Below are 20,853 nucleotides of genomic sequence, written 5' to 3'. Positions count from 1 at the left end.
AAAAACAATGGACAAAGTAATTGGCAGACTGACCGTATTTTTTGAGGACCCGTTCTGGGTCGGTGTATTCGAGCGGATCGAAAACGGCAGGTTATCCGCGGCAAAGGTAACCTTCGGCGCAGAGCCGAAGGAGCCGGAGCTGCTGATTTACCTGCTGCGGCACTACTACCGATTGCAATTCAGTCCGGCTGTTGAGACTGCCGTAAAGCCTGCACACCGCAATCCCAAACGGGCACAGCGGGAAGCCGGACGGCAGACCGCGCAAGTCGGCATCAGCACCAAATCGCAGCAGGCGCTGCAGCTCCAGCAGGAGCAGAACAAGCAGGTGCGCAAGCGCCGGAGCCGTGCGCGCAAACAGGCCGATGCCAAACGGCTTTATGCACTCAAACAGCAGCAAAAACGCGAAAAGCACAAAGGACATTAGTCCTTTGTGCTTTTCTTTTCGCTTAGAGGAACCCGAGCAAGTGCTGCATCGCGATGCTGACGCACGCGATAGCGACCCAGCAGCAGAAACCCATGAAAATCGGCTTGCCGCCGGTCTTGACCAGCTTTACGATATTGGTATTCATGCCGATAGCCGCCATCGCCATAACGATAAAGAACTTGGACAGCGTCTTGAGCGGCGTAAACACGCCTGCCGGTACGCCGACCGTGGTGCACACCGTGGTGATGATGGACGCGAGCATGAAGTACAGGATAAACATCGGGAACGCACGCTTAAGCGAGAAGGCTTCGCCGCCCTGGCTCTGCTCGGTCTTGGCCTTGTGGGTGCGCCACAGCGCCAGTACGAGCGTGATCGGGATGATCGCCAGCGTGCGCGTCAGCTTGACGATGGTGGCGATTTCCAGCGTATTGCTGCCGTGGATGCCGTCCCACGCGGAAGCGGCTGCCGTTACGGACGAGGTATCGTTAACCGCCGTGCCCGCAAACAGGCCGAAGCCGTGGTCAGTCATGCCGAGCATGCCGCCGAGCGTCGGGAATGTCAGCGCCGCGATGACGTTGAACAGAAAAATAACCGAAATCGCCTGCGCGATCTCCTCATCGTCCGCGCCGATGACCGGAGCGGTTGCCGCGATTGCCGAGCCGCCGCAGATGGACGAGCCGACACCGACCAGCGTCGAGATGTTGGACGGTACCTTCATCGCCTTACACAGCACGAACGACACGATGAGCGAGGTGCCGATGGTCGAAACGATGATCGGCAGCGACTGTGCGCCGACCTTTGCAATCTCGGACAGGTTAAGACCGAAGCCGAGCAGGATAACCGCGTACTGCAGCACCTTTTTCGATGTAAAACCGATGCCCGGCTGCACCTTGATCTTGTTCTTCCAGAACAGCGTGAGCACCATGCCGATCAGGATGGAGAATACCGGTCCGCCGACAACCGGCACCGCCTGTCCCAGCAGCCACGCCGGAATCGCAATGCACAGGCACAGCAGCAGTCCGGCGCCGTTTTTCTTGATAAAATCCATTGTTTTACCCCCTTATTAAACCGAATATTAGTATACACTATTCCTGCCAGTCAGTTCAATACTCAGTTCGTGCAGAGGGCAAAAGAAATCAGCCTGCAGGCTCTTTGCAGGCTGATTGGGACTGTTTAGAACTGATACGGCGGATTTCCGGAGAAATCAGCGATACTGCCGTGTGCATCCTCAAGATAGAACACCTCAAAGATCGGGTTGGTCGCCTCGCCGTACTGGCTCTTGACGATCGGGTTCTGCATGCACATCTCCTTGGCGGCCATGTTGTTCTCGAAAACAGCCTTGCCGTGCAGGCGAATCCATGCGTACTCCGGGCTGGAAACCGAGATTTCGATCTCCGGGTTTACCTGCATGTCCTTGTAAACATCCTTCGTGTTGTTCGTGCAGAACCACAGCTTGCCGTCCATCTCGCCCGAGAACATGAACGGACGGCACTTTGCCTTGCCGTCACGGCCTGCGGTTGCCAGATACTGTACCGGATTCGCCTGCAGAAATTCTACGACCTTGCTCATGATAAATACCTCCGTGAAAATTTTATTTTCTTTTTCTATGTTGGGATTGCTTTTCCCTTTCGGTGATTCTATAATAAAGCCGTAGTGACAATCTGTAAAGTAAGCACAATATTGTGGTGTAGTTACCCAAAAGATACTATTGGTGCAAATCGCGTAAACAAGGAGGTTTTTCTCATGGAGCTGACCGAATCGACCGCAAAACAGGAACTGCCCGCCTGCCCTGTCGAGACCACACTGACGCTCATCAGCGATAAATGGAAGGTGCTCATCCTGCGTGACCTGATGAACGGCACCCTGCGTTTCGGCGAACTGAAAAAGTCCATCGGGCATGTCACGCAGAAGGTTCTGACCGCACAGCTGCGCCAGATGGAGGCCAGTGGTCTGCTGACGCGCAAGGTCTATGCCGAGGTGCCGCCGCGTGTGGAATACACGCTGACCGAACTCGGGTACAGCCTGAAACCCGTGATGGACGCCCTGTGGAAATGGGGAGAAAATTATCAGGCACAGTGCCGTTAAAGCGGCATCAAACCCGCAAATCGAACTTTCAGGAGGAAAATCATGCCTCATATTTTAATGATCGCCACCGGCGGCACGATTGCGTGCTGCGAGACCGCACACGGTCTTTCCCCCGCTCTGGACAGCGCCGCGCTGCTCGGCGCACTGCCTGAACTGTCTGCGCTGTGCACAGTCGAAACGCTCGATCTCATGCAGCTCGACTCGACCGACGTGACCGCCGCCGACCGTCAGCGCATGGCCCAGGCGGTCTGGCAAAACCGCGAGAAATTCGACGGCTTTGTGCTCACGCATGGCACGGATACGCTCGCATACACCGCCGCGCTGCTCACCCACCTGCTGCCGCATTTCGATAAGCCGCTCGTGCTGACCGGCTCCATGCTGCCAATGGGCGTGCCGGACTCAGACGCACCGCGCAATCTGTTGGATGCGTTCCGCACTGCGGCAGACGGACGCGCAGGCGTGTACGCCGTGATGAACGGTCAAATTCTGCACGGCAGCCACGTTTTCAAGCAGCATTCGACTGAGATTGACGCATTTCTCTCGGCAAATGCTGCACCGGCCGGTGAAATCTGCGGCGGCGAAGTGCGCTGGAGCAAACCCGCGTCCGCACCTTCCGGCGCGCCGCAGCTTATCGAGCAGATCGATACCCACATTCTGCCCGTGCGCCTGACACCTGATCTTGATCCGTCATTCTTCTCCGTGCTGCTCGGCTACCCCAAGGTCGTACTCGAAGCCTTCGGCGCAGGCGGCGTACCCGCCCGTTTGGAAGCCGCCGTGCGTGATCTGATCCAAAGCGGCACGCGCGTGTATATCACCACGCAGTGCCCGGAAGGCGGCGTACACCTGCACAAATACGAGGTTGGACGCCGTGCCGAAGCACTCGGTGCGATTTCTCTCGGCAGCCGTACCTTCGAGGATGCGCTCGGCGCACTCATGTGCGGTGAATTGTAAAATGTTCCGCCCGCAGCGTACAATTTAGAATACGCCAACCCGTCCGAAATAACACAAAATCCCGCCTTCTCACGCGAGAAAGCGGGATTTTTCTTTACTGTGCATTCTCCTTGCTGAACGGCAGAATGTGCATCCGATACTTATGCTTATCAACCAGCAGCGTTCTATCCGCGATCGGCATGATATCCGAAACCTTATCCGGCGGGGTGCAGATGATCGCCTGCAGACCCATTTTGCGCAGCAGACGCACGCTTTCGATGATGCGTTCGCTGTCCATCTTGTTGAATGCCTCGTCGAACACGACCAGACGCACCGTGTTGCCGAAGCTGGACGTATCGCTCACGCGGTACAGCTGCGCGAACGAGGCCAGAACCGCAATATAGAACGGCGTCTGCGTCTCCCCGCCCGACTTGGTGTTGAGTGTCTGCGACAGCAGCTGCTTGGACCCGTTCTGATCGGTGGTCTCCAGATCAAACTTCAGATAGGTGCGGAAGTCGGTGTACCGCTCGATGTTCTCCTGCAGCTCACTCTGCTTGCGGGCGTTGAGCTGGGTATCGTCTGCCATGGTGATCTGGCTGAACAGCTTATCGATCAGCGGACCGTATTTCTCCTGAAACTGTGCGGAAAACAGCGTAATATCGCCTTCCATCAGCTCCGGCGCCATAATCATGTCGTAATATTCGGCGTAATCCGGATTGCGGTCCACGCGGAACTGGTAGCTGTCTGTGCCGAACTGCGCCTGCCGCAGTGCCCGATTGAGGTTCTTGACCTGATCCTGCACCTGCTCGATGCTGCTTTTCAGCCTGGACAGGAAGTCGTTCTGGAACTGCTCCATCGCACTCTCGCGTGCGGCACGGATTTTGGTACGGTACTGCGGCAGCTCGCTTTCCTCGAGCACACGGCGTTCCGCATCGAACTCCGCATTGTCGTCTGCCTCCACGCGGAACGAGCACGGCCCCAACCGCTCGACATATTCTCGGCGCGCCCGCAGGAGTGCCGCGCGGGCGTTCTCCATCTCGTTGACAACCTGTGCATGGTGATTGCTGAAATTGCGGTACACGATGTCCGGCCGGTGCAGACGCTCCAGCTCCTGCCGGTAGCGCGGCAGACCGATATCATCGCGGTAGGTCTCCGAGAAGCTTTCCGCCAGCCTGCGCTCCATTTCGGTGCGGCTGCGGTACTGCTCGGGCAGGATTTCCTCGTCCAGCTGACGAATACGCTCCTCCAGTCTGGCCTTGTGTGCAATCTGCACCTCACGCTGATGACTCAGCGCCGCAATCTCGTCGCTGATTTCGGCGATCAGCTGCTTCTGCTGCTCCAGCCACAGCAGGTCGAGATGGGAAACCTGCTCGTCGATCGCGTTGATCTCCTCCTCCAGTTCCGCGCGGTACAGAAAATCCGCCTGCCGCTGCGGTACGATATTTCGCACATAATATGGCGTCAGCATGGGCGTTTTCTGCTGAGAAACTGCCTGCCAAATGGGTTTCCTGTGCGAAATATTCTCCTGCAGACCGGCGGCTTCCTCTTCCAGACGAGCGATACGCAGCGTGACCGCATGACGGCCGATGAACGCATCCTCCATACGGTCTCTGCGAAGCGCACGCGCCACATAGCCCTGATACAGCATACCCTCATCCGTGATGGCGGTCCGATACCCACGCAGCTGCTCAACCGTGTCACAGCACATCACGCGCCCGAGCAGATAATCCATGTAGGTTCGCGCAAGCGCGTTCCCGGTCTCCACCTTTTCCGCAAGACTGCCGCTCTGCGGGTCAATATGCTCACGCTCGCGCAGCGTACCGATATCGACCAGACCGTAGGCGTTCAGGCTCTTTTCCCACTTGAGTCTGTTGTAAATACGCAAAGCCTGCTCGTAATATGCCGGTTCAACCAGAAAATAAAACTTCTGGTTGTTGAGATAGCCTTCCACGGCTCCGCGCCAGCGCTCATCCTCAATTTCCAGCACATCCGCAAGAATATCTACCGCAACCGGCGCTCCCGTCTGCTGCTCCAGTTCCTCCGCCAGTTTGGCGCGGAACAGCAGCAGTCCGCGCGGATAATCCTTGATATTCCTGCGCAGATTGGCAAGCGCAGTCTGCTTTTCGGTCAGCTGCTGCTGCAGCTCTGCAACCTTATCGCCAAGCTGATGCGCCGCCTTCGCCAGCGCGTCCGACAGGGTCGCTGCCGCCTGCCGGGCGTCCTCGAATACGGTCTGCTCCTGATCGAAGATCGCGCATTCGCCGCTCGACAGCCGTGCGTAGGTGCGCTGCACCTGCTCTGCCGCCTGCTGCACCGGAACGAGCACATCCTCGGCGTCCCACGCAAGCGCGGTCTCGCACAGGTGCGTCAGCCGCAGCGCCTCCCGCTTGATCTCAAGTGCGTCACGCTCCATCTCCTGCACCAGCTTGCTCTGCTCGGTCAGCAGCGACTGCTTCTGATTTTCCAGCCGCTCGCGCTCCTGATAGGTGTCGCTCTGCGCATAATCGCGGTCCAGCTGACGGCGGCGTTCCTCCTTCGCCTGCACCTGCCCGGCCAAATCCTCAATCGCGGTGTCCGCCGTGGTCAGCTCGGACAGGCAGTTTCGCTTTTCCTGCTCGCGGCTGTCGATCTGCGCCTGCATATCCTCCTTCTGCGCCCACTGCACAAGGAAGGACTGTACGCGCCAGCGGTCCACCGAGCGCGTCATTTCGCGGTACAAAGTGCTGATCTCCTGCAGCGCGGTCAGCTTTTCCTCCTGCTGCTGCGCCAGCTGCTCGTGCCGCTTGTAGTTGCGGATGTTCTGCTGCATGGCTTCGATATCCGGCTTATCCGGAATATCGCAGATATTTTCGGTGATAAACTGCTGAATATCCACGATTGGGCGGAACGACACCGCCTTTTTCATCATGCGGAGCACCTGCTCGTTGTGCACGTTCCACCGCGAGAGCATGTTGCGGCGGTACTCCCACTGGGTATCGTACACCTCGGCGCGGGAGAAATTCTGCTTGAGAAATTTGCGCAGATCGTGAATATCCATCGCCTCGCCGTCCTCGACAAAGCAGTTTTCCGGCAGTTTTCCGACGTAGATAAAGAAATGGTCGTGGCGGCTGCCGTCACTGCGGCAATCGAACATCACGCCGCACACGAAACTATTGTGTTCCACATCGTCCTCAAACTCGCAGACAATATAGGTCGAAAAGTCCTTGCCTCGGCGGGAATACGGGTTATTCTCGTCCATATCGGCACGCAGATAGCCGTCCAGCGTGCGCTGTGAGCGCTCATTTGCCGCCAGATTGAAGTTACGCGCATTGGTCTCACCCAGGAGAACGATCTGCAGCGCGTCAATCACCGTGGACTTGCCTGCGCCGTTTTTGCCGGTCAGAAAGTTCACGTCGCCGACCTCGATGATCTCCTTGCTGAAATACAACCAGTTAATCAGCAGAATCTTCTTCAGTTTCTTCATCGGCGTTCTCCTCCTTTCGCAGCACGGCTGCGACCTCATTCAATCGTTCGCTCGAAACAGCGGTCTGAATGGTCGGCAGGATAGCAAATCTGCAGTCAGCCTGATTAAATTTTCCCTCGATGCGCTGCAGAATCGAGTGGTTTTCAAACACAGTCAGCGCCCGCTTGACCTCCTCCATATTCGGCTTAGCCGGCAGGATGGCGTAGTCGGTCACGATCTTTTCGAGCACCTCGCGCACGCTGCAGAGCGCGTCCTGCTCGAGTCCCAGGCGCTCCTGGCTTTCGTCGTACAGCATGCGCAGGGCGAGCAGAATCGCGGTCTCGCGCTTGGACAGGATGCACCGGTTGGCTTCATCTGTGTTCAGCACATAAAAGTAGCCGTTTATGTCGTCGCGCCGCAAATCCCAGTCGAGCAGGCTGAGATACTCGCGCACGGACTCATAATGAATGGACAAAAAGGTGTAGTCCGGGTTGCTCACCCGTCCCCTGCCCGGACGGTACAGCGTGCGCACCACATAGGTGCGGCTGAGCAGCTGATTGCACACCGCTTTGAACTGCTCCAGCTCCTTTGCGGTAGCGGTATTCAGAAATTCCAAATTCATTCGTTGTTCTCCTTCCGGCTGATCTGCAGTTTCGGAATAGCATAGCCGTTTTCCCGGCGTTCGCCGTCCAGCTCCTGCACCGTGAAATCCGCCGAGCGGTCGCCGCCGGTCAGCACCGCCAGCAGGCTCATCACATAGTCCTTATCATTCTTGAGCGGAATATCCTCCGAGCGGCACACATCGCTTTCACAGAGCCAGCCCTGCACATACGCCGCGATAGCGCCGCGGCCATACTCCGAGCGCAAAAGTGCAGCCGCCTTTGCGGCGGCTGCCGTATCCGCTTCGGTCTCCTGCACGAGCACAGGCGCGGCCTTTGTCCGCTTGCCCGGACGCTTGCGGTACCACAGGCTGCTCTCGGACAGGCAGGTCTGCTCATACAGCCGGAACACCGGCTGAATCGTGTCCACCAGATCGGCGGCACGCCGGTTGCGCGACAGCGCGGTCAGCACCGTGTGCAGGTTGCCGCGGATATTCTGATCTCGGTTGGTCAGGTTTTCGATCTTCTGCGTAGCCGCACGCGTGTAGCGGCGCACCTGTGCATCGATCTCATCCAGATAATCGCGTTCGAGATTGTCGTAGCACTCCTGTATCCAGTAAATTTTGCGAAGAAGATCGGCGCGGCAGTTCTCCGGCGTGTCGCCTCGGCGGTCAGCCAAAGCGGCATTCGCCATGGCGATGAGCAGTTCATCGTTCTCTGCCCAGTTGTTTAATACATTCTGGATGGAAATGCGGTATTTCGGCACGGAATCCTTGATCTTGAGCGGACGGATGTACGCCTCCATCACCTTCTGCCCGAAATCATCAAAGTGCGATGCGAGCACTTCCCCGATATTGTGCATGTCGATCTGCATCTGAAAATAATGCTTGACGTTGTGATATACCATCTGCAGCAGGTTGATGAGCGCGCGCGTGTTGTCATATGCGCCGTAAACAGCAGCCATTTTGTCATACACGCTGTCCGACTCATGCGCGACCTTGAGCGTGGAATAGGTGCCGAACACATATGAATAGCCGCGTGCAGGCGTGTCCTCGCGCAGCGCGTGGAACAGCTCGAGCAGACGACTGCTGCAGCCCGGAACCGTAATGTATTCCCGAAAATCTGTGCCGCGCTCCTTTTCAAACCAGCCCTTGCTGCCCAGCTTGCGGATGAGGAAACGGGCACGGCCGGAAATATCGCGCAGCTCATCCTCGTCGATGTCCTCGCCCTCGAAGGTAGCCTCGGCCAGCTGCTGCTCCAGTCTGCTCCGCAGCATGGAATACAACATATCCTCGGGCAGCTTCAGCTTTTCGCGGTACGCCGTGTACAGCACATCGAGCGCATCCGCGTACAGCGCACGGTTCGGTGACGCCAGCGGCGAAAACAGCTCGTCCGGCACGGCTTCAAAAAATTTCATGTCCTCTATCCTCCTCTGCGGCGCAAAACGATAGATTCGGCACGCAAATTGCTTTTCTATACAAAAATATTATACAATTTTCGAGGAAAAATTACAATGATGAAATCCGTTTCCCGCGTATTGCTCCGCTGCCCGCCGCATGATAAGATAATGCCGCAGCTCTCATGCAAGGAGAATCATCGTTTCATGGCACAGACCAAACACAAGGGCGGTCTGGCGGACAAGCTGATTTTATTCGCGCTGCAGCTTGGTGTGGCCGGTGTGCCGATTGCGACCGTTACCTCCAATGTGCTGAGCGCAGGCATGGTTCTCACTCACCTTGCCCGCCGGAATGACGATTTTGCGTTACAATTAAGGCAACACCCGACAGGAATATCCTATCGGGTGTTTTTCTATGTCTAAGAGAGATTTTATCGCAGGTTCGGTGTTGAACACGCGGATATCCATCCGTTCACCTTTCGGGTCAACGCGCCAAGTCTGAGACGCCCCCTTCTTCTCAACGGCAGCACTGCGAATCGGCTTGTCTACGTTCTTTTCTCCGAAAGTCATGGTAAATTTTCCTCTGCCGTTCCCTATATGGAAGCGGTCGCCGGTTTCTGACCTGCGCCAGACTAAGAAATAAAGGAACCGGGATTCACAAGGGCGGAAACCTTGGTGTCCACCCTTGTGCCCCTGCCGGGCAGGCAAGAGACCGCGATACCTTATCGCATAATAAGATACACCGTATAGACAGCATACATTGCCACCATGGCGATACCCGGCACACGTCCGAGCTTGCCCTTGCGCGCCGGCAGATAAAATACCGCGCTGATGGCAATCAGGAACAGGCAGTCAACGATAGAGGTCGCCTGCACCGGAATCGGCGTGATAACCGACGAAACGCCGAGAATCAGGAAAATATTAAACAGATTCGAGCCGATAACATTGCCCATTGCAATGTCGTTCTGTCCCTTGCGTGCAGCCACGATAGAAGTGACCAGTTCAGGCAGACTGGTGCCCATGGCCACAATGGTCAGACCGATGAGCGTTTCACTCAGGCCGAACATACGAGCAATGCCGGTCGCGCCGTTTACGGCCAGCTGACCGCCGATCACGATGCACGCCAGACCGAGCAGGATATTCACCCAGATCATCGCAGTGGACATGGGTGCTTCCGCTTCCTCGGCCTCAGCTTCTGCAGCTGCGGCAGCAAGCTGCTCGCGGTTCTGCAGTGCGGTGCGGATCTGGTGCGTCAGAATGAATGCGAATATAATCAGCAGTACAACGCCTTCCCAACGGGCGATGGTCAGGTCGGGTGCGATGGCGCCCAACAGCAGCACAGACGCGAGAATGGACAGCGGCCAGTCACGGCGGAGCAGCGTCTTATCCATCACAAGCGGACAGACAGCGGCGGACAGACCGGCCACCACCAGCAGATTAAAAATGTTCGAGCCGACAACATTGCCGACCGCAATCTCGTTTGCACCGCGCAGGGCTGCGGTGACACTGACCGCCAGCTCCGGCATGGATGTGCCGAACGCAACGATGGTCAGACCGATCAGCAGCGGTGATACGCCCAGCTTGCGCGCCAGTGCGGATGCACCCGCAACAAACTTATCCGCACCCCAGATCATAAGTGCAAAGCCAATCACCAGAAATACAAATGACAGCATACAGTTTCCTCCTTCGTTTCCGGAAAATCTCGGGCAGCACCGCTCCATCACGGCAATGCCCTTGTCCCCAACAGTGTACATGCTTACGCGGGAGTTTTCGCTCGATTTCCGGCTGCAGAGCACAAAAAAAGACTTTTACCGCATACTGCGGTAAAAGTCTTGCTGCTTACGGCTCGGTACGGATTGACTTTTCGTCAATCGGGCTTGTCGGCACCGACCACGCGCTCTTGCGTGAGCTACTCCCTTTTACAGTAACTATCATATGGGAAAAAAAGCGATTAGTCAAGCCGAACTTGTGGAACTGTACACAATCTTTACGGGACAACCCCTTATAGCAGTTCAGACAAATACTGCAACAAGTGCGCGCATACAGCACGCAAATAGCATCGTCAATTTCATTCGCCATGCGCCCAGCATGGCTTCATAAAATTTCCTTGCTCTTTGCGCGCTTTATACGCTACTTTTGCCGCATTATTTATCTAAACTGCTATAATTCACGAAAAAATCTTTACAAGTCCCTCGTGAACCTATATACTATAAGGTACTGAAATTTTGAACAATCTGAAAGTGAAGGAGCATTTTCATGCTGGAATTTGAGGAATACAAGGTCAAGCTGAACAACCTCAAGCCCGAGCTTGAGGAGCTGTACACCTCGCTCGGTCTGGAGCAGGCGAAGCGTGAGGTAGAGGAGCTGGAGATCAAGTCCTCTCAGCCGGGTTTCTGGGATAATCCGGAGGAGAGCCAGAAGATCGTCTCCCGCATGGGCTCGCTCAAGGGCAAGGTTGAAGCGTACAATAAGATGACCGAGCTGTGCGATGACCTGCTCACCATCTGCGAAATGGCGATTGAAGAAAACGACGAATCCATGCTTGAGGAGCTGGAAAGCGGCTACAAGGAGCTGGAAGACGGCATTGCCGAGCAGAAGCTGCGCACACTGCTGACCGGCGAGTACGACAGCCACAACGCGCTCGTATCCTTCCACGCCGGTGCCGGCGGCACCGAGGCGCAGGACTGGTGCGCGATGCTGTACCGTATGTACACCCGCTGGGCAGAGCGTCACGGCTTTACCTATAAGATCATGGACTACCAGGACGGCGATACCGCGGGTATCAAGTCTGCCGATATTCTCATCGAGGGTGAAAATGCCTACGGCTTCCTCAAGGGTGAAAACGGCGTACACCGTCTGGTCCGTATCTCTCCGTTTGATGCATCCGGCCGCCGTCAGACCTCGTTCTCGGCGGTAGAGGTCGTTCCGGATATTCCGGATACCTCCACGGACTTTGAGATCAAGCCGGATGATTACGAAATGCAGGTTTACCGTTCGTCCGGTGCAGGCGGCCAGCACATCAATAAGACCTCGTCTGCGGTTCGACTGATTCACAAGGCGACCGGTATTGTTGTAGCCTGCCAGACCGAGCGAAGCCAGCTGCAGAACAAGGAAAACTGTCTGCGCATGCTGCGTTCCAAGCTGGTTGAGATCAAGGAGCGCGAGCATCTTGAGAAAATCTCGGACATCAAGGGCGTTCAGCAGAAGATTGAATGGGGCAGCCAGATTCGCTCCTACGTTTTCATGCCGTATACGCTCGCCAAGGATACGCGTACCGGCTTTGAAAATGCCAATATCAACGCTATAATGGATGGCGATATTGACGGTTTTATCAACGCATACCTGTCTGCACTCGCTACCGGCGTGTGGGAAGGCAGCAAGGGCGGCAGCATGTAATTTACCGCACTTCGCGTTACCGCCGTACCCACGGCGGCGGGCACAAGGATGGACACCAAGGTTTCCACCCTTGTGAATCCCGTTTCCTTTATTTCTTAGTCTGGCGCAGACCAGAGACCGGCGACCGCTTCGAAAAAGAGGAACGACAGAGGATTTTTCCTCTCATAAGGACGGACCTACTTCGGGTCCGTCCTTTTCTTTTACCTATTCGCAGTTCGGTTACCCTACTGCTACACATATCGGCTACTCTGCGCAGGCGCGACACAAGGTGAATTGTCCGAAGGGCAAGAGAGGGTCCCCTGGGGGATGACAGTGTCGCGCAATTCGTTAGCGCGTTATGATAGACAGCACCTGCGAAGATAAATTATACTGAACGTCTAAATTCGCAGGTGCCGTCCGTTACAACGTGCAAAAGGGTTGCGCGGCATGGTCATGCCGCGCCTGCGTAGACTCAACCGTCTGTGTAGCAGTACGCTGTCTGTGAACTGCGAAAAGGCGGAGAAAGACACGCAGCGGTAACCCGACTGCCGTTCCCCTATTTCGGAGCGGTCCCGCCTCTCCGATTTTCGCCGTGCTATCCCCAAGGGAAAGGTAGGAGTTCAAAGAGGAAGGGAAACCGCAGGTGTCCCTTCCTCTTTGCCCCAGCCGCGGGCGCGGCAGTCTCCCGCGCTCCGCAGAGCGCAACTCCCCCGCTTGATATAAGCAAAAAACTCCCCGCCCGTTAGGAACGAACACGCTCACGCAGTTCGTGCTCCCCGCCCAGCCGGTGCTGAAAAAAAGGCTGTAGCCCGGACAGGGCGTATCGCTGACGCAATCCGTATGCCCCGAAAAATCCCGCTTGCTGAAATTACCATTTTGACAAATCCCGCGCATTCCGCGTGATACAATAACACTCCGCGGCACCGGCATGGAGTCATCTAATTGTCCACAAGTCTGTGGATAAATCCGTGCAAAATCACGCCGCAACGGAGGAGTTTTTACGCAGACAGCAGTTTTCACCGCAGCGGCTAAAATAAACGCGCTTCCGCTGCGATTTTACCCGTTGCGCAACAATATCGCGCTGTGCACGCTTGGTGCGGACGAACGGCCGCTGACCGGTCACGACGAAGTCACCTCGGTGGACCGCAGTCTGGTGCTGAGCAGCACCGCCGTCCATCTCGGTGAGCACGGCAGCATCCACGACCTCGCCGAAAGCGAAATCTACCGCTGGGCCAACGTGCGCGGCTACGTTGCACTGCACCGCACCCAGCCCATCTATCTGAGCGAGAACCGCTGCATGATGCACCTGCGGCTGACCGGCGTGCGGCTCGGCATGGAGCAGGTGGTAGTCTACACCCGGCTTTCCGGCGGCATGGCGCGTGTAGACCGCCTGTGGCATCCCCTGTCCGAACGGGAAAACGACCCATCCGCCGCCGTGTTTGCCGCCACAGCCGCCGCTTTAACGGCTTTATAATATCAGCAATTTGCTTATTCACAAAAAATTTATTTATATTCTGTCCACTTTATGCTATAATACTATCGTATATGTAACAAATGGGGCTATTGCGCCCTTTTGAAAGGCTGAAGAAAAGTAATGGCTAATTTTTTGACCAAAATTTTCGGCACGCACTCGTCGCACGAGCTGAAAAAGATCTACCCCATTGCGGATAAAGTGGTCGCACTCGAAGAGCAGTTCAAAAAGCTGACCGACGACGAGCTGCGCGCCAAGACAGACGAATTCAAGCAGCGCTACCAGAACGGCGAAACGCTCGACCAGCTTTTGCCGGAGGCATTTGCCACCTGCCGTGAAGCCGCATGGCGCGTACTCGGTATGCGTCATTACCGTGTACAGGTCATCGGCGGTATCGTCCTGCATCAGGGCCGTATCGCTGAGATGAAGACCGGTGAAGGCAAGACCCTTGTGGCTACCCTTCCCGCTTATCTGAACGCACTGACCGGCAAGGGCGTACACATTGTCACCGTCAACGACTACCTCGCCAAGCGAGACAGTGAGTGGATGGGCAAGGTATACCGCTTCCTCGGCCTCAAGGTTGGCCTTGTCATTCACGAGGTCCCGCCGCAGGCCCGCAAGGCGATGTACGCCGCTGACATTACCTACGGCACGAACAACGAGTTCGGTTTCGACTACCTGCGCGACAACATGGCGATCTACAAAAATGCAATGGTTCAGCGTGACCATGCGTTCGCCATCGTCGATGAGGTTGACTCCATCCTGATTGATGAGGCGCGTACCCCGCTGATCATCTCCGGTCAGGGCGAGAAGTCCTCTCAGCTGTACGAGATCGCGGACCGCTTTGCCGCTCAGCTTTCCTGCCTGCGCGTCAAGGAAGTGGATGCCAAGGAGGAGCAGGACGACATCGATGCCGATTACATCGTCGATGAAAAGGCAAAGACCGCGACGCTGACCCCCCACGGTCAGAAGCGCGCCGAGGCTTACTTTAAGGTAGAAAATCTGTCCGACCCCGCGAATACCACGCTGCAGCACCACATCAACCAGGCCATCAAGGCACGCGGCGTTATGCAGCGCGACGTAGATTACGTTGTCCGTGACGGTCAGGTCATCATTGTTGATGAGTTTACCGGTCGTCTGATGTTCGGCCGCCGCTACAACGAGGGTCTGCATCAGGCGATCGAGGCCAAGGAAGGCGTAAAGGTCGAGCACGAGAGCAAGACGTTGGCAACCATCACCTTCCAGAACTACTTCCGTCTGTACGGCAAGCTGTCCGGCATGACCGGTACCGCGCTGACCGAGGAGGAGGAGTTCCGCCACACCTATCAGTTGGACGTTATCGAAATCCCGACCAACAAGCCGATCGCCCGTAAGGACAATCCGGATGCGGTTTACAAGAACGAACGCGGCAAGATCATGGCGACCATTGCCCGCATTGAGCAGTGCCACGCAAAGGGTCAGCCGATTCTGGTCGGCACGGTTTCCATCGAAAAGTCTGAGGAACTGAGCAAGATCCTGAAGGCCAAGGGCATCAAGCACACCGTCCTGAACGCAAAGTATCACGAGCGCGAGGCAGAGATCGTTGCACAGGCCGGCAAGCCGGGCGCAGTTACCATCGCAACCAACATGGCAGGCCGTGGTACCGATATCATGCTCGGCGGCAACGCCGAGACCATGGCGCTGGATGAAATTAAGAAGTATCTCCGTCACGAGGTCGAGGACCGTGTGCAGAAGGGCGAGATGGACGAGCGCGTTGCACATGACTACATCGACCATATGATCTACGAGGCAAACGGTCATGCCGATACTGACGACCAGGAGGTTCTGGCTATCCGTGCCAAGTTTGAGGAACTGTACAGCAAGTTCAAGACCGAGACCGACGCGGCAGCCGAAAAGGTTCGTGCGGCAGGCGGTCTGTATATCCTCGGCACCGAGCGCCATGAATCCCGTCGAATCGACAACCAGCTGCGCGGTCGTGCCGGCCGTCAGGGCGACCCCGGCGAATCCAGCTTCTACATTTCACTGGAGGATGACCTCATGCGTCTGTTCGGCTCCGAGCGTATCCAGAACATGATGGACACCCTCGGCATTGCCGATGATGAGCCGATCGACCAGAAGATTCTGTCCGGCGCGATTGAAAATGCCCAGAAGAAGATCGAATCCCGCAACTTCGGCGTTCGTAAGCACGTCCTCGAGTACGATGATGTGCTGAACACCCAGCGTCAGACCATCTACGCACAGCGTCTGCAGGTGCTCGAGGGCAAGGACGTTAAGGACAACATTGTCAAAATGATCGACGATACCATCGCCCATGCGGTGCATGCTGCCATCGGCGAACACAGCCTGATTTCGACCGAAATGGTTGAACAGGCGCGCCGTCCGTTCATCGGCGTATTCCTCCGTCCGGAGGACTGCACCTTCACGCCCGAGGAGTGCGATGACCTGACCGCTGACCAGCTGACCAACATTCTGTCCGATCAGGCGCACAAGGTCTACGAGGCCAAGGAGCAGGCCCTCGGCTCGCCTATCATGCGTGAGCTGGAGCGCGTTGTACTGCTCAAGAACGTAGACAGCAAGTGGATGGACCACATCGACGCAATGACCGAACTGCGAAACGGCATCGGTCTGCGTGCATACGGTCAGTACGATCCGGTTGTCGAGTACAAGCGCGAGGGCTTTGATATGTTCGACGCGATGATCGATTCCATCCGTGAGGATACCGTCCGCATGATTTTCCTTGCACAGGTTCGCACCCGTGAGGAACCCAAGCGTGAGCAGGTAGCCAAGGAGACCGGCGCAGCAGGCGCAACCGACGGCTCTGTCAAGGCAGAGCCCAAGCGTGCCGGCAAGAAGCCGGGCCCGAATGATCCGTGCCCGTGCGGCAGCGGCAAGAAGTATAAGAAATGCTGCTACCTCAAGCCGGACGACCCGTATAAATAAAACAAAAAGGACGCAATTTTGAACAGCACCCCATTTGTTAGACAGTGTGATATACTATCTAATAGATGGGGTGATTTTAATGTCAAAAGGAGTACCGAACAAACGATACACACCAGAATTCAAGAAACTGGTGGTCGAAACGATGCTCAATGAGAAACGGATGCTCCGAGAGAAAAGCATCCGGCAGAGCATGAGCCGAAAGGGCAACTGTTTAGACAACGCTGTGATTGAGAATTTTTTCGGGCTGCTCAAGAGCAAACTGCTGTATTTGCAAAAATTTCAGTCCATGGAGCACTTCAAGCAGGAACTCATTGACTATCCGGACTACTACAACAACCGCAGAATCAAGGCAAAATCGAAGGGCTTGCTGCCTGCGGTTCACAGACAACAAGCCCTTTCGGCAGCTTGAATAATTTTTACTTTGAAAGATTGTCTAACTTTTTTGGGGCAGTTCATTTTCGTCTCTTGCTTTTTCATTTTTCTATTCTGAATACGTTAGAAACCCGGTTGCAGCTTAATGTGCAACCGGGTTTCTCGACAAACTAAGACGCGGCACAATATGCGCCGCGTCTTTTAGTAGGGAGTATTTTAAAAGTGCGAAGAAGAGGGGGTTATTTTGCTGCCAGTGCAGACGAAGTGTATTCATCCATATTGTCAGCGTTCAGAGTGGTCATAGGAACGTTTACGAAATTCTTAGTCGGTGCATTATCCATGAATTCCAGCTCGTCGGTGGTGCCGTCTACCATGTGACGCATCATATCGAGTGCAGTGGTTGCTTCCAGATCCGGATCCTGATACAGGTCGCAATACTCGGTGCCTTCCTTGATCCAGTCGCTGCTGGAAGCAGAGATACCGCCGAGAATGAAGTTAGTGTTGTTCAGACCGAGGGCCTTCATGCTCTCTACGATGCCCTGCGTCTGCATGGAGCTCTGAGTTGCTACGCCGTCAAAGCCGCCGACACCATACTTCTGGATCCAATCCTCGAAAATACTCTGTGCGAGAGTAGCCTCGTTGCGCTCTACATAGTTGACCTCGAGAATTTCAATGTCCGGGCGGTTTGCTGCGAACCAGTCCTGCAGGCCCTTCAGGCGGCCTGCGGCGTTGTCCTGACCATACGGCAGGCAGATAACACAGATTTTTGCGCCATCCTTCAAGCCGGGGGACATAGCTTCCGCCAGCTGAGCACCGATTGCTTCCTCCGAGCTGCCCGCGTAGCAGAAATCAAGATCCTTACTGGAATCCGAAATCTGCGGTACGATGTTGACAAAGCCAACCTTAACATCCTTCTGCTGGAACTGCATCAGCATATCCGGCACGGAGAACAGCGGCTGACAGAGAATAGCGTCAATGTTCTTCTGGGCCAGTGCTTCAGTGGCTTCAATATAGCCGGTAACGTCCGCCATGCCGTTCGGGCTGGCGTTCAGTGCCTCAACCTCAAAGCCATATTCCGGACCGTGTTCAACGATGGCATCGTTCAGACGCTTGCAGTAATCATCGCTCCATGCAGCGGAGATATAGCCGAGCTTGTTCAGCGCCTGCTCACCGTCTGCGGAGTCACCGCCGGAGGAGCTGCCACCTCGTCCGCATGCTGCCAGGGAGAGTGCTACGCTTGCTGCTAATAATGTCGCTAGTAATCTCTTTTTCATTCTTTTTCCTCCGTTCTCTTTCTCATGGTTCTATCATAAAATCCGTATACAAGCGGTTTAACGCTTTTTCGTGGATTTCATAATCGCATTGCGAGTGAAGATATCGAGCAGTACCGCGATCAGAATAACGATACCCTTTACAACCTGCTGCCAGAATGCGTTGACACTGCACAGGTTCATAACATTGTTGATAATACCTACAACATAAATACCGACGATGGACATAGCCACATTGCCGATGCCGCCTGCCATGCTGGTGCCGCCGAGTACGCTGCCGATGATGGCCTCAAACTCGAAGTTTACGCCGCCTGCCGGCAGACCACTGTTGGTACGGCCTGCATACAGGATGCCGGCAAAGGCACACATCAGACCCATGATAATGTAGTTAACAAACACTTGACGCTTTACGTTGATACCGGATGCGCTTGCCGCTTCCGGGTTACCGCCGATGGCGTACAGATAGCGGCCGTGCGAAGTGCGGATCATAACGAACAGCATGATTGCGGTTGCAACCAGTACAACGATCAGCAGCATTGGGAATCCGCCGACATTGCCCTGACCGAGGAAGACAATCGAACTGCTGACACCATAAACAGGAGCACCGCCTGCTATCAGATAGGCAAGACCGCGAACCGTCATCTGGGTGGCCAGTGTAACGATGAAGGGCATCAGGCCGATATAACTTGCAAAGTAACCGTTGATCGCGCCGATGATCATACCGCAGAGGATAGCAGCAATAACGGCCATCAGCGTGCTGCCGGTCTGTGCGTAGATAACCGCAACAATAACGCTGCAGAATGCTACGTTGGAGCCAGCGGAAAGGTCAACACCGCCGCCAATCAGCAGTCGGGTCATGCCGAGTGCAATGATTGCGTAAACGCCGACATTTCGCGCTACGCTCATCAGGTTGGAGCCGGTAAGGAATTCCGGCGAAAGGATGGTGCCGATGATCAGGCAGAGGATCAGAATCAGTACAACACCGAATTTACTGTATAGTTCCGCAACAGATGCGCCTTTGAACAATCCTTCTTTTTTCTTATTCATTTTTGAACCTCCGATGCCAGAGTCATGATCTTTTCCTGCGTAATACCGTCTTCTTTATGCAGACAGCCGTTGATCTGTCCCTCACACATGACCATCACGCGGTCGGACAGGTTGATGACTTCCTCCATTTCGGACGAAACAAGAATTACGCCTACCCCTTGCTTTGCCAGATCAATAATGATGTTGTAAATCTCCCATTTTGCACCGATATCGATACCTCGGGTCGGTTCATCGAGGATGAGCACTTTGGGATCCATCAGCAGCCACTTGCACAGGATCAGCTTCTGCTGATTGCCGCCGGACAGGAAGTTAGCCATCGTGGACAGTGAACTGGTCTTAACCGACAGACGCTTGGAAGCAGAATCTGCGATTTCGTGCTCTTTCTTTACATCCAGGATACCGCCCTTGGAACGACGGTACAGCGACGGCAGCATGATGTTCTCCTCTACCGAGCGGCAGAGCACCAGACCGTCGTCCTTACGGCTTTCGGTCGCCATTACAATATCGTGCTTAATGGCATCGCGTACACAGCGGATTTTGATTTGCTGACCTTCTAAGTATATCTCGCCGGACTCACATGGATCAAGTCCGAAAATCGAACGCATGGTCTCGGTACGGCCGGCGCCAACGATACCAGCGAAGCCGAGGATTTCGCCCTTGTGCAGCTGGAAGGAGATGTCCTTTACCTTGGCACCGTTATTGAGGTTTTTGACCTCCAGCAGAACATCGCCGTAGCCGATGTCCTTGGGCGGGAACAGGTTGGTCATTTCGCGGCCTACCATCATCTTGATCAGCTCGGGACGGCTGAGTTCACCAATCGGCTTGGCGCCGATATACTGACCATCACGGAGGACGGTAACTTCATCTGCGATGGTGTATACCTCATCCAGCTTGTGCGTGATGATAATAATGGTGATGTTTTCACGCTTGAGAGCACGGATGAAGTCGTACAGCATCTCGATCTCGTTCTGAGAGATGGAGGAAGTCGGTTCGTCCATGATAACAAGCTGTGCGTTAAACGAGATAGCCTTGATGATTTCGATCATCTGAATATCTGCAGTTTTGAGCATCTTGATCTTGGTGCGAGGATTGTAATTGAGTCCCCAGCGGTCAAAGATCTTCTGGCAAGAATCGTACATGGTTTTCCAGTCGATCGCACCCGCTCTGGTTTTCGGATAGCGGCCGACGAATACGTTTTCCGCAATGGAAAGTTCCTTGATCGGGCTGAGTTCCTGATAGATCATCGAGATGCCCGCGTTTACCGCTTCCTTTACTGATTTGAAGTGGACTTCCTGTCCGTTAAACAGGATCGTACCGCTGTCAGGAGGCTGTTGACCGAACAGGATTTTCATCAGTGTAGATTTGCCTGCGCCGTTTTCTCCCATTAGTGCGTGGACAGTACCCTTTTCCACTTTCAGGTTCACGCCGTCGAGGGCTTTCACACCCGGGAACGATTTCGTGATGTCCCGCATTTCCAGTATCGTGCTAATAGGAATCCCTC

The 20,853-nt window shown here is 55.2% G+C and carries 16 protein-coding genes and 1 pseudogene; 8 read left to right on the top strand and 9 right to left on the bottom strand.

Annotated features, from left to right (window positions below):
- Positions 1-7: 7 nt before the first annotated feature.
- On the top strand, positions 8-424 hold the full coding sequence (locus tag ACWVX6_RS06580; protein ID WP_455152691.1) for a YjdF family protein: 417 nt from the start codon (positions 8-10) through the stop codon (positions 422-424).
- A gap of 22 nt (positions 425-446) precedes the next feature.
- Here the strand turns inward: ACWVX6_RS06580 and ACWVX6_RS06575 are convergent, their stop codons facing one another.
- Both ACWVX6_RS06575 and ACWVX6_RS06570 read right to left on the bottom strand, forming a co-directional pair.
- Positions 447-1,472 (bottom strand): YeiH family protein, encoded by a 1,026-nt coding sequence (locus ACWVX6_RS06575; protein WP_455152690.1) that lies wholly within the window; start codon positions 1,470-1,472, stop codon positions 447-449.
- A gap of 125 nt (positions 1,473-1,597) precedes the next feature.
- Positions 1,598-1,993, bottom strand: a complete 396-nt coding sequence (locus ACWVX6_RS06570) for a pyridoxamine 5'-phosphate oxidase family protein (protein WP_455152689.1) — start codon at positions 1,991-1,993, stop codon at positions 1,598-1,600.
- A 174-nt stretch (positions 1,994-2,167) separates the two neighbouring features.
- On the opposite strand from ACWVX6_RS06570, the gene ACWVX6_RS06565 reads away from it, so the two are divergent.
- Together ACWVX6_RS06565 and ACWVX6_RS06560 are read left to right on the top strand one after the other, a co-directional pair.
- Complete coding sequence (locus tag ACWVX6_RS06565; RefSeq protein ID WP_110435506.1) at positions 2,168-2,509, top strand: winged helix-turn-helix transcriptional regulator; 342 nt, start codon at positions 2,168-2,170, stop codon at positions 2,507-2,509.
- 42 nt (positions 2,510-2,551) lie between these two features.
- Positions 2,552-3,460 (top strand): asparaginase, encoded by a 909-nt coding sequence (locus ACWVX6_RS06560; RefSeq protein WP_455152688.1) that lies wholly within the window; start codon positions 2,552-2,554, stop codon positions 3,458-3,460.
- A 94-nt stretch (positions 3,461-3,554) separates the two neighbouring features.
- Here the strand turns inward: ACWVX6_RS06560 and ACWVX6_RS06555 are convergent, their stop codons facing one another.
- From ACWVX6_RS06555 to ACWVX6_RS06545, 3 genes are read right to left on the bottom strand one after another with little or no spacing between them, the layout of a single operon-like run.
- Entirely contained in the window at positions 3,555-6,902 is a 3,348-nt protein-coding gene (locus ACWVX6_RS06555) for an ATP-binding protein (RefSeq protein ID WP_455152687.1), read from the bottom strand.
- Positions 6,871-7,503, bottom strand: coding sequence for a DUF4194 domain-containing protein (locus ACWVX6_RS06550; RefSeq protein ID WP_118728731.1), 633 nt, complete (start codon positions 7,501-7,503; stop codon positions 6,871-6,873). The genes ACWVX6_RS06555 and ACWVX6_RS06550 overlap by 32 nt, the downstream gene beginning before the upstream one ends.
- Positions 7,500-8,897, bottom strand: coding sequence for a Wadjet anti-phage system protein JetA family protein (locus ACWVX6_RS06545; protein WP_455152686.1), 1,398 nt, complete (start codon positions 8,895-8,897; stop codon positions 7,500-7,502). The genes ACWVX6_RS06550 and ACWVX6_RS06545 overlap by 4 nt, the downstream gene beginning before the upstream one ends.
- A gap of 186 nt (positions 8,898-9,083) precedes the next feature.
- Between ACWVX6_RS06545 and ACWVX6_RS06540 the strand changes: the two genes are divergently transcribed.
- Complete coding sequence (locus ACWVX6_RS06540) at positions 9,084-9,299, top strand: hypothetical protein (protein WP_270579524.1); 216 nt, start codon at positions 9,084-9,086, stop codon at positions 9,297-9,299.
- Between the two features lie 299 nt (positions 9,300-9,598).
- Here the strand turns inward: ACWVX6_RS06540 and ACWVX6_RS06535 are convergent, their stop codons facing one another.
- Positions 9,599-10,549, bottom strand: coding sequence for a calcium/sodium antiporter (locus tag ACWVX6_RS06535; protein ID WP_270579523.1), 951 nt, complete (start codon positions 10,547-10,549; stop codon positions 9,599-9,601).
- A 583-nt stretch (positions 10,550-11,132) separates the two neighbouring features.
- On the opposite strand from ACWVX6_RS06535, the gene prfB reads away from it, so the two are divergent.
- The 4 genes and pseudogenes from prfB to ACWVX6_RS06515 form a co-directional block, all read left to right on the top strand.
- Positions 11,133-12,272: a peptide chain release factor 2 gene (gene prfB, locus ACWVX6_RS06530; RefSeq protein WP_455152685.1), complete on the top strand. Its 1,140-nt coding sequence runs from the start codon at positions 11,133-11,135 to the stop codon at positions 12,270-12,272.
- A 1,042-nt stretch (positions 12,273-13,314) separates the two neighbouring features.
- Positions 13,315-13,725 carry a hypothetical protein gene (locus ACWVX6_RS06525; RefSeq protein ID WP_133241561.1) on the top strand — a complete coding sequence of 137 codons (411 nt, stop codon included), beginning with the start codon at positions 13,315-13,317 and terminating at the stop codon, positions 13,723-13,725.
- 120 nt (positions 13,726-13,845) lie between these two features.
- Entirely contained in the window at positions 13,846-16,662 is a 2,817-nt protein-coding gene (gene secA / locus ACWVX6_RS06520) for a preprotein translocase subunit SecA (protein WP_455152684.1), read from the top strand.
- 160 nt (positions 16,663-16,822) lie between these two features.
- Positions 16,823-17,071 (top strand): annotated as a pseudogene (locus ACWVX6_RS06515) (IS3 family transposase); the annotation flags it as partial.
- 202 nt (positions 17,072-17,273) lie between these two features.
- Here ACWVX6_RS06515 and ACWVX6_RS06510 read toward each other — a convergent pair.
- From ACWVX6_RS06510 to ACWVX6_RS06500, 3 genes are read right to left on the bottom strand one after another with little or no spacing between them, the layout of a single operon-like run.
- Positions 17,274-18,308 carry a substrate-binding domain-containing protein gene (locus ACWVX6_RS06510; RefSeq protein ID WP_455152683.1) on the bottom strand — a complete coding sequence of 345 codons (1,035 nt, stop codon included), beginning with the start codon at positions 18,306-18,308 and terminating at the stop codon, positions 17,274-17,276.
- 57 nt (positions 18,309-18,365) lie between these two features.
- Positions 18,366-19,352 (bottom strand): ABC transporter permease, encoded by a 987-nt coding sequence (locus tag ACWVX6_RS06505; RefSeq protein WP_455152682.1) that lies wholly within the window; start codon positions 19,350-19,352, stop codon positions 18,366-18,368.
- Entirely contained in the window at positions 19,349-20,824 is a 1,476-nt protein-coding gene (locus tag ACWVX6_RS06500) for a sugar ABC transporter ATP-binding protein (RefSeq protein ID WP_116705233.1), read from the bottom strand. Before ACWVX6_RS06500 ends, ACWVX6_RS06505 begins: the two co-directional genes overlap by 4 nt.
- Positions 20,825-20,853: the final 29 nt, after the last annotated feature.

It is taken from the genome of Butyricicoccus sp. (assembly GCF_977037065.1).
This window is presented reverse-complemented; position numbering and strand designations above follow the sequence as displayed.

Excerpts from the sequence above, each read along its gene's own strand:
- ACWVX6_RS06580 (WP_455152691.1), top strand. The coding sequence starts at position 8 with ATGGACAAAGTAATTGGCAGACTGACCGTATTTTTTGAGGACCCGTTC.
- ACWVX6_RS06575 (WP_455152690.1), bottom strand. The coding sequence starts at position 1,472 with ATGGATTTTATCAAGAAAAACGGCGCCGGACTGCTGCTGTGCCTGTGC.
- ACWVX6_RS06570 (WP_455152689.1), bottom strand. The coding sequence starts at position 1,993 with ATGAGCAAGGTCGTAGAATTTCTGCAGGCGAATCCGGTACAGTATCTG.
- ACWVX6_RS06565 (WP_110435506.1), top strand. The coding sequence starts at position 2,168 with ATGGAGCTGACCGAATCGACCGCAAAACAGGAACTGCCCGCCTGCCCT.
- ACWVX6_RS06560 (WP_455152688.1), top strand. The coding sequence starts at position 2,552 with ATGCCTCATATTTTAATGATCGCCACCGGCGGCACGATTGCGTGCTGC.
- ACWVX6_RS06555 (WP_455152687.1), bottom strand. The coding sequence starts at position 6,902 with ATGAAGAAACTGAAGAAGATTCTGCTGATTAACTGGTTGTATTTCAGC.
- ACWVX6_RS06550 (WP_118728731.1), bottom strand. The coding sequence starts at position 7,503 with ATGAATTTGGAATTTCTGAATACCGCTACCGCAAAGGAGCTGGAGCAG.
- ACWVX6_RS06545 (WP_455152686.1), bottom strand. The coding sequence starts at position 8,897 with ATGAAATTTTTTGAAGCCGTGCCGGACGAGCTGTTTTCGCCGCTGGCG.
- ACWVX6_RS06540 (WP_270579524.1), top strand. The coding sequence starts at position 9,084 with ATGGCACAGACCAAACACAAGGGCGGTCTGGCGGACAAGCTGATTTTA.
- ACWVX6_RS06535 (WP_270579523.1), bottom strand. The coding sequence starts at position 10,549 with ATGCTGTCATTTGTATTTCTGGTGATTGGCTTTGCACTTATGATCTGG.
- prfB (WP_455152685.1), top strand. The coding sequence starts at position 11,133 with ATGCTGGAATTTGAGGAATACAAGGTCAAGCTGAACAACCTCAAGCCC.
- secA (WP_455152684.1), top strand. The coding sequence starts at position 13,846 with ATGGCTAATTTTTTGACCAAAATTTTCGGCACGCACTCGTCGCACGAG.
- ACWVX6_RS06510 (WP_455152683.1), bottom strand. The coding sequence starts at position 18,308 with ATGAAAAAGAGATTACTAGCGACATTATTAGCAGCAAGCGTAGCACTC.
- ACWVX6_RS06505 (WP_455152682.1), bottom strand. The coding sequence starts at position 19,352 with ATGAATAAGAAAAAAGAAGGATTGTTCAAAGGCGCATCTGTTGCGGAA.
- ACWVX6_RS06500 (WP_116705233.1), bottom strand. The coding sequence starts at position 20,824 with ATGCGGGACATCACGAAATCGTTCCCGGGTGTGAAAGCCCTCGACGGC.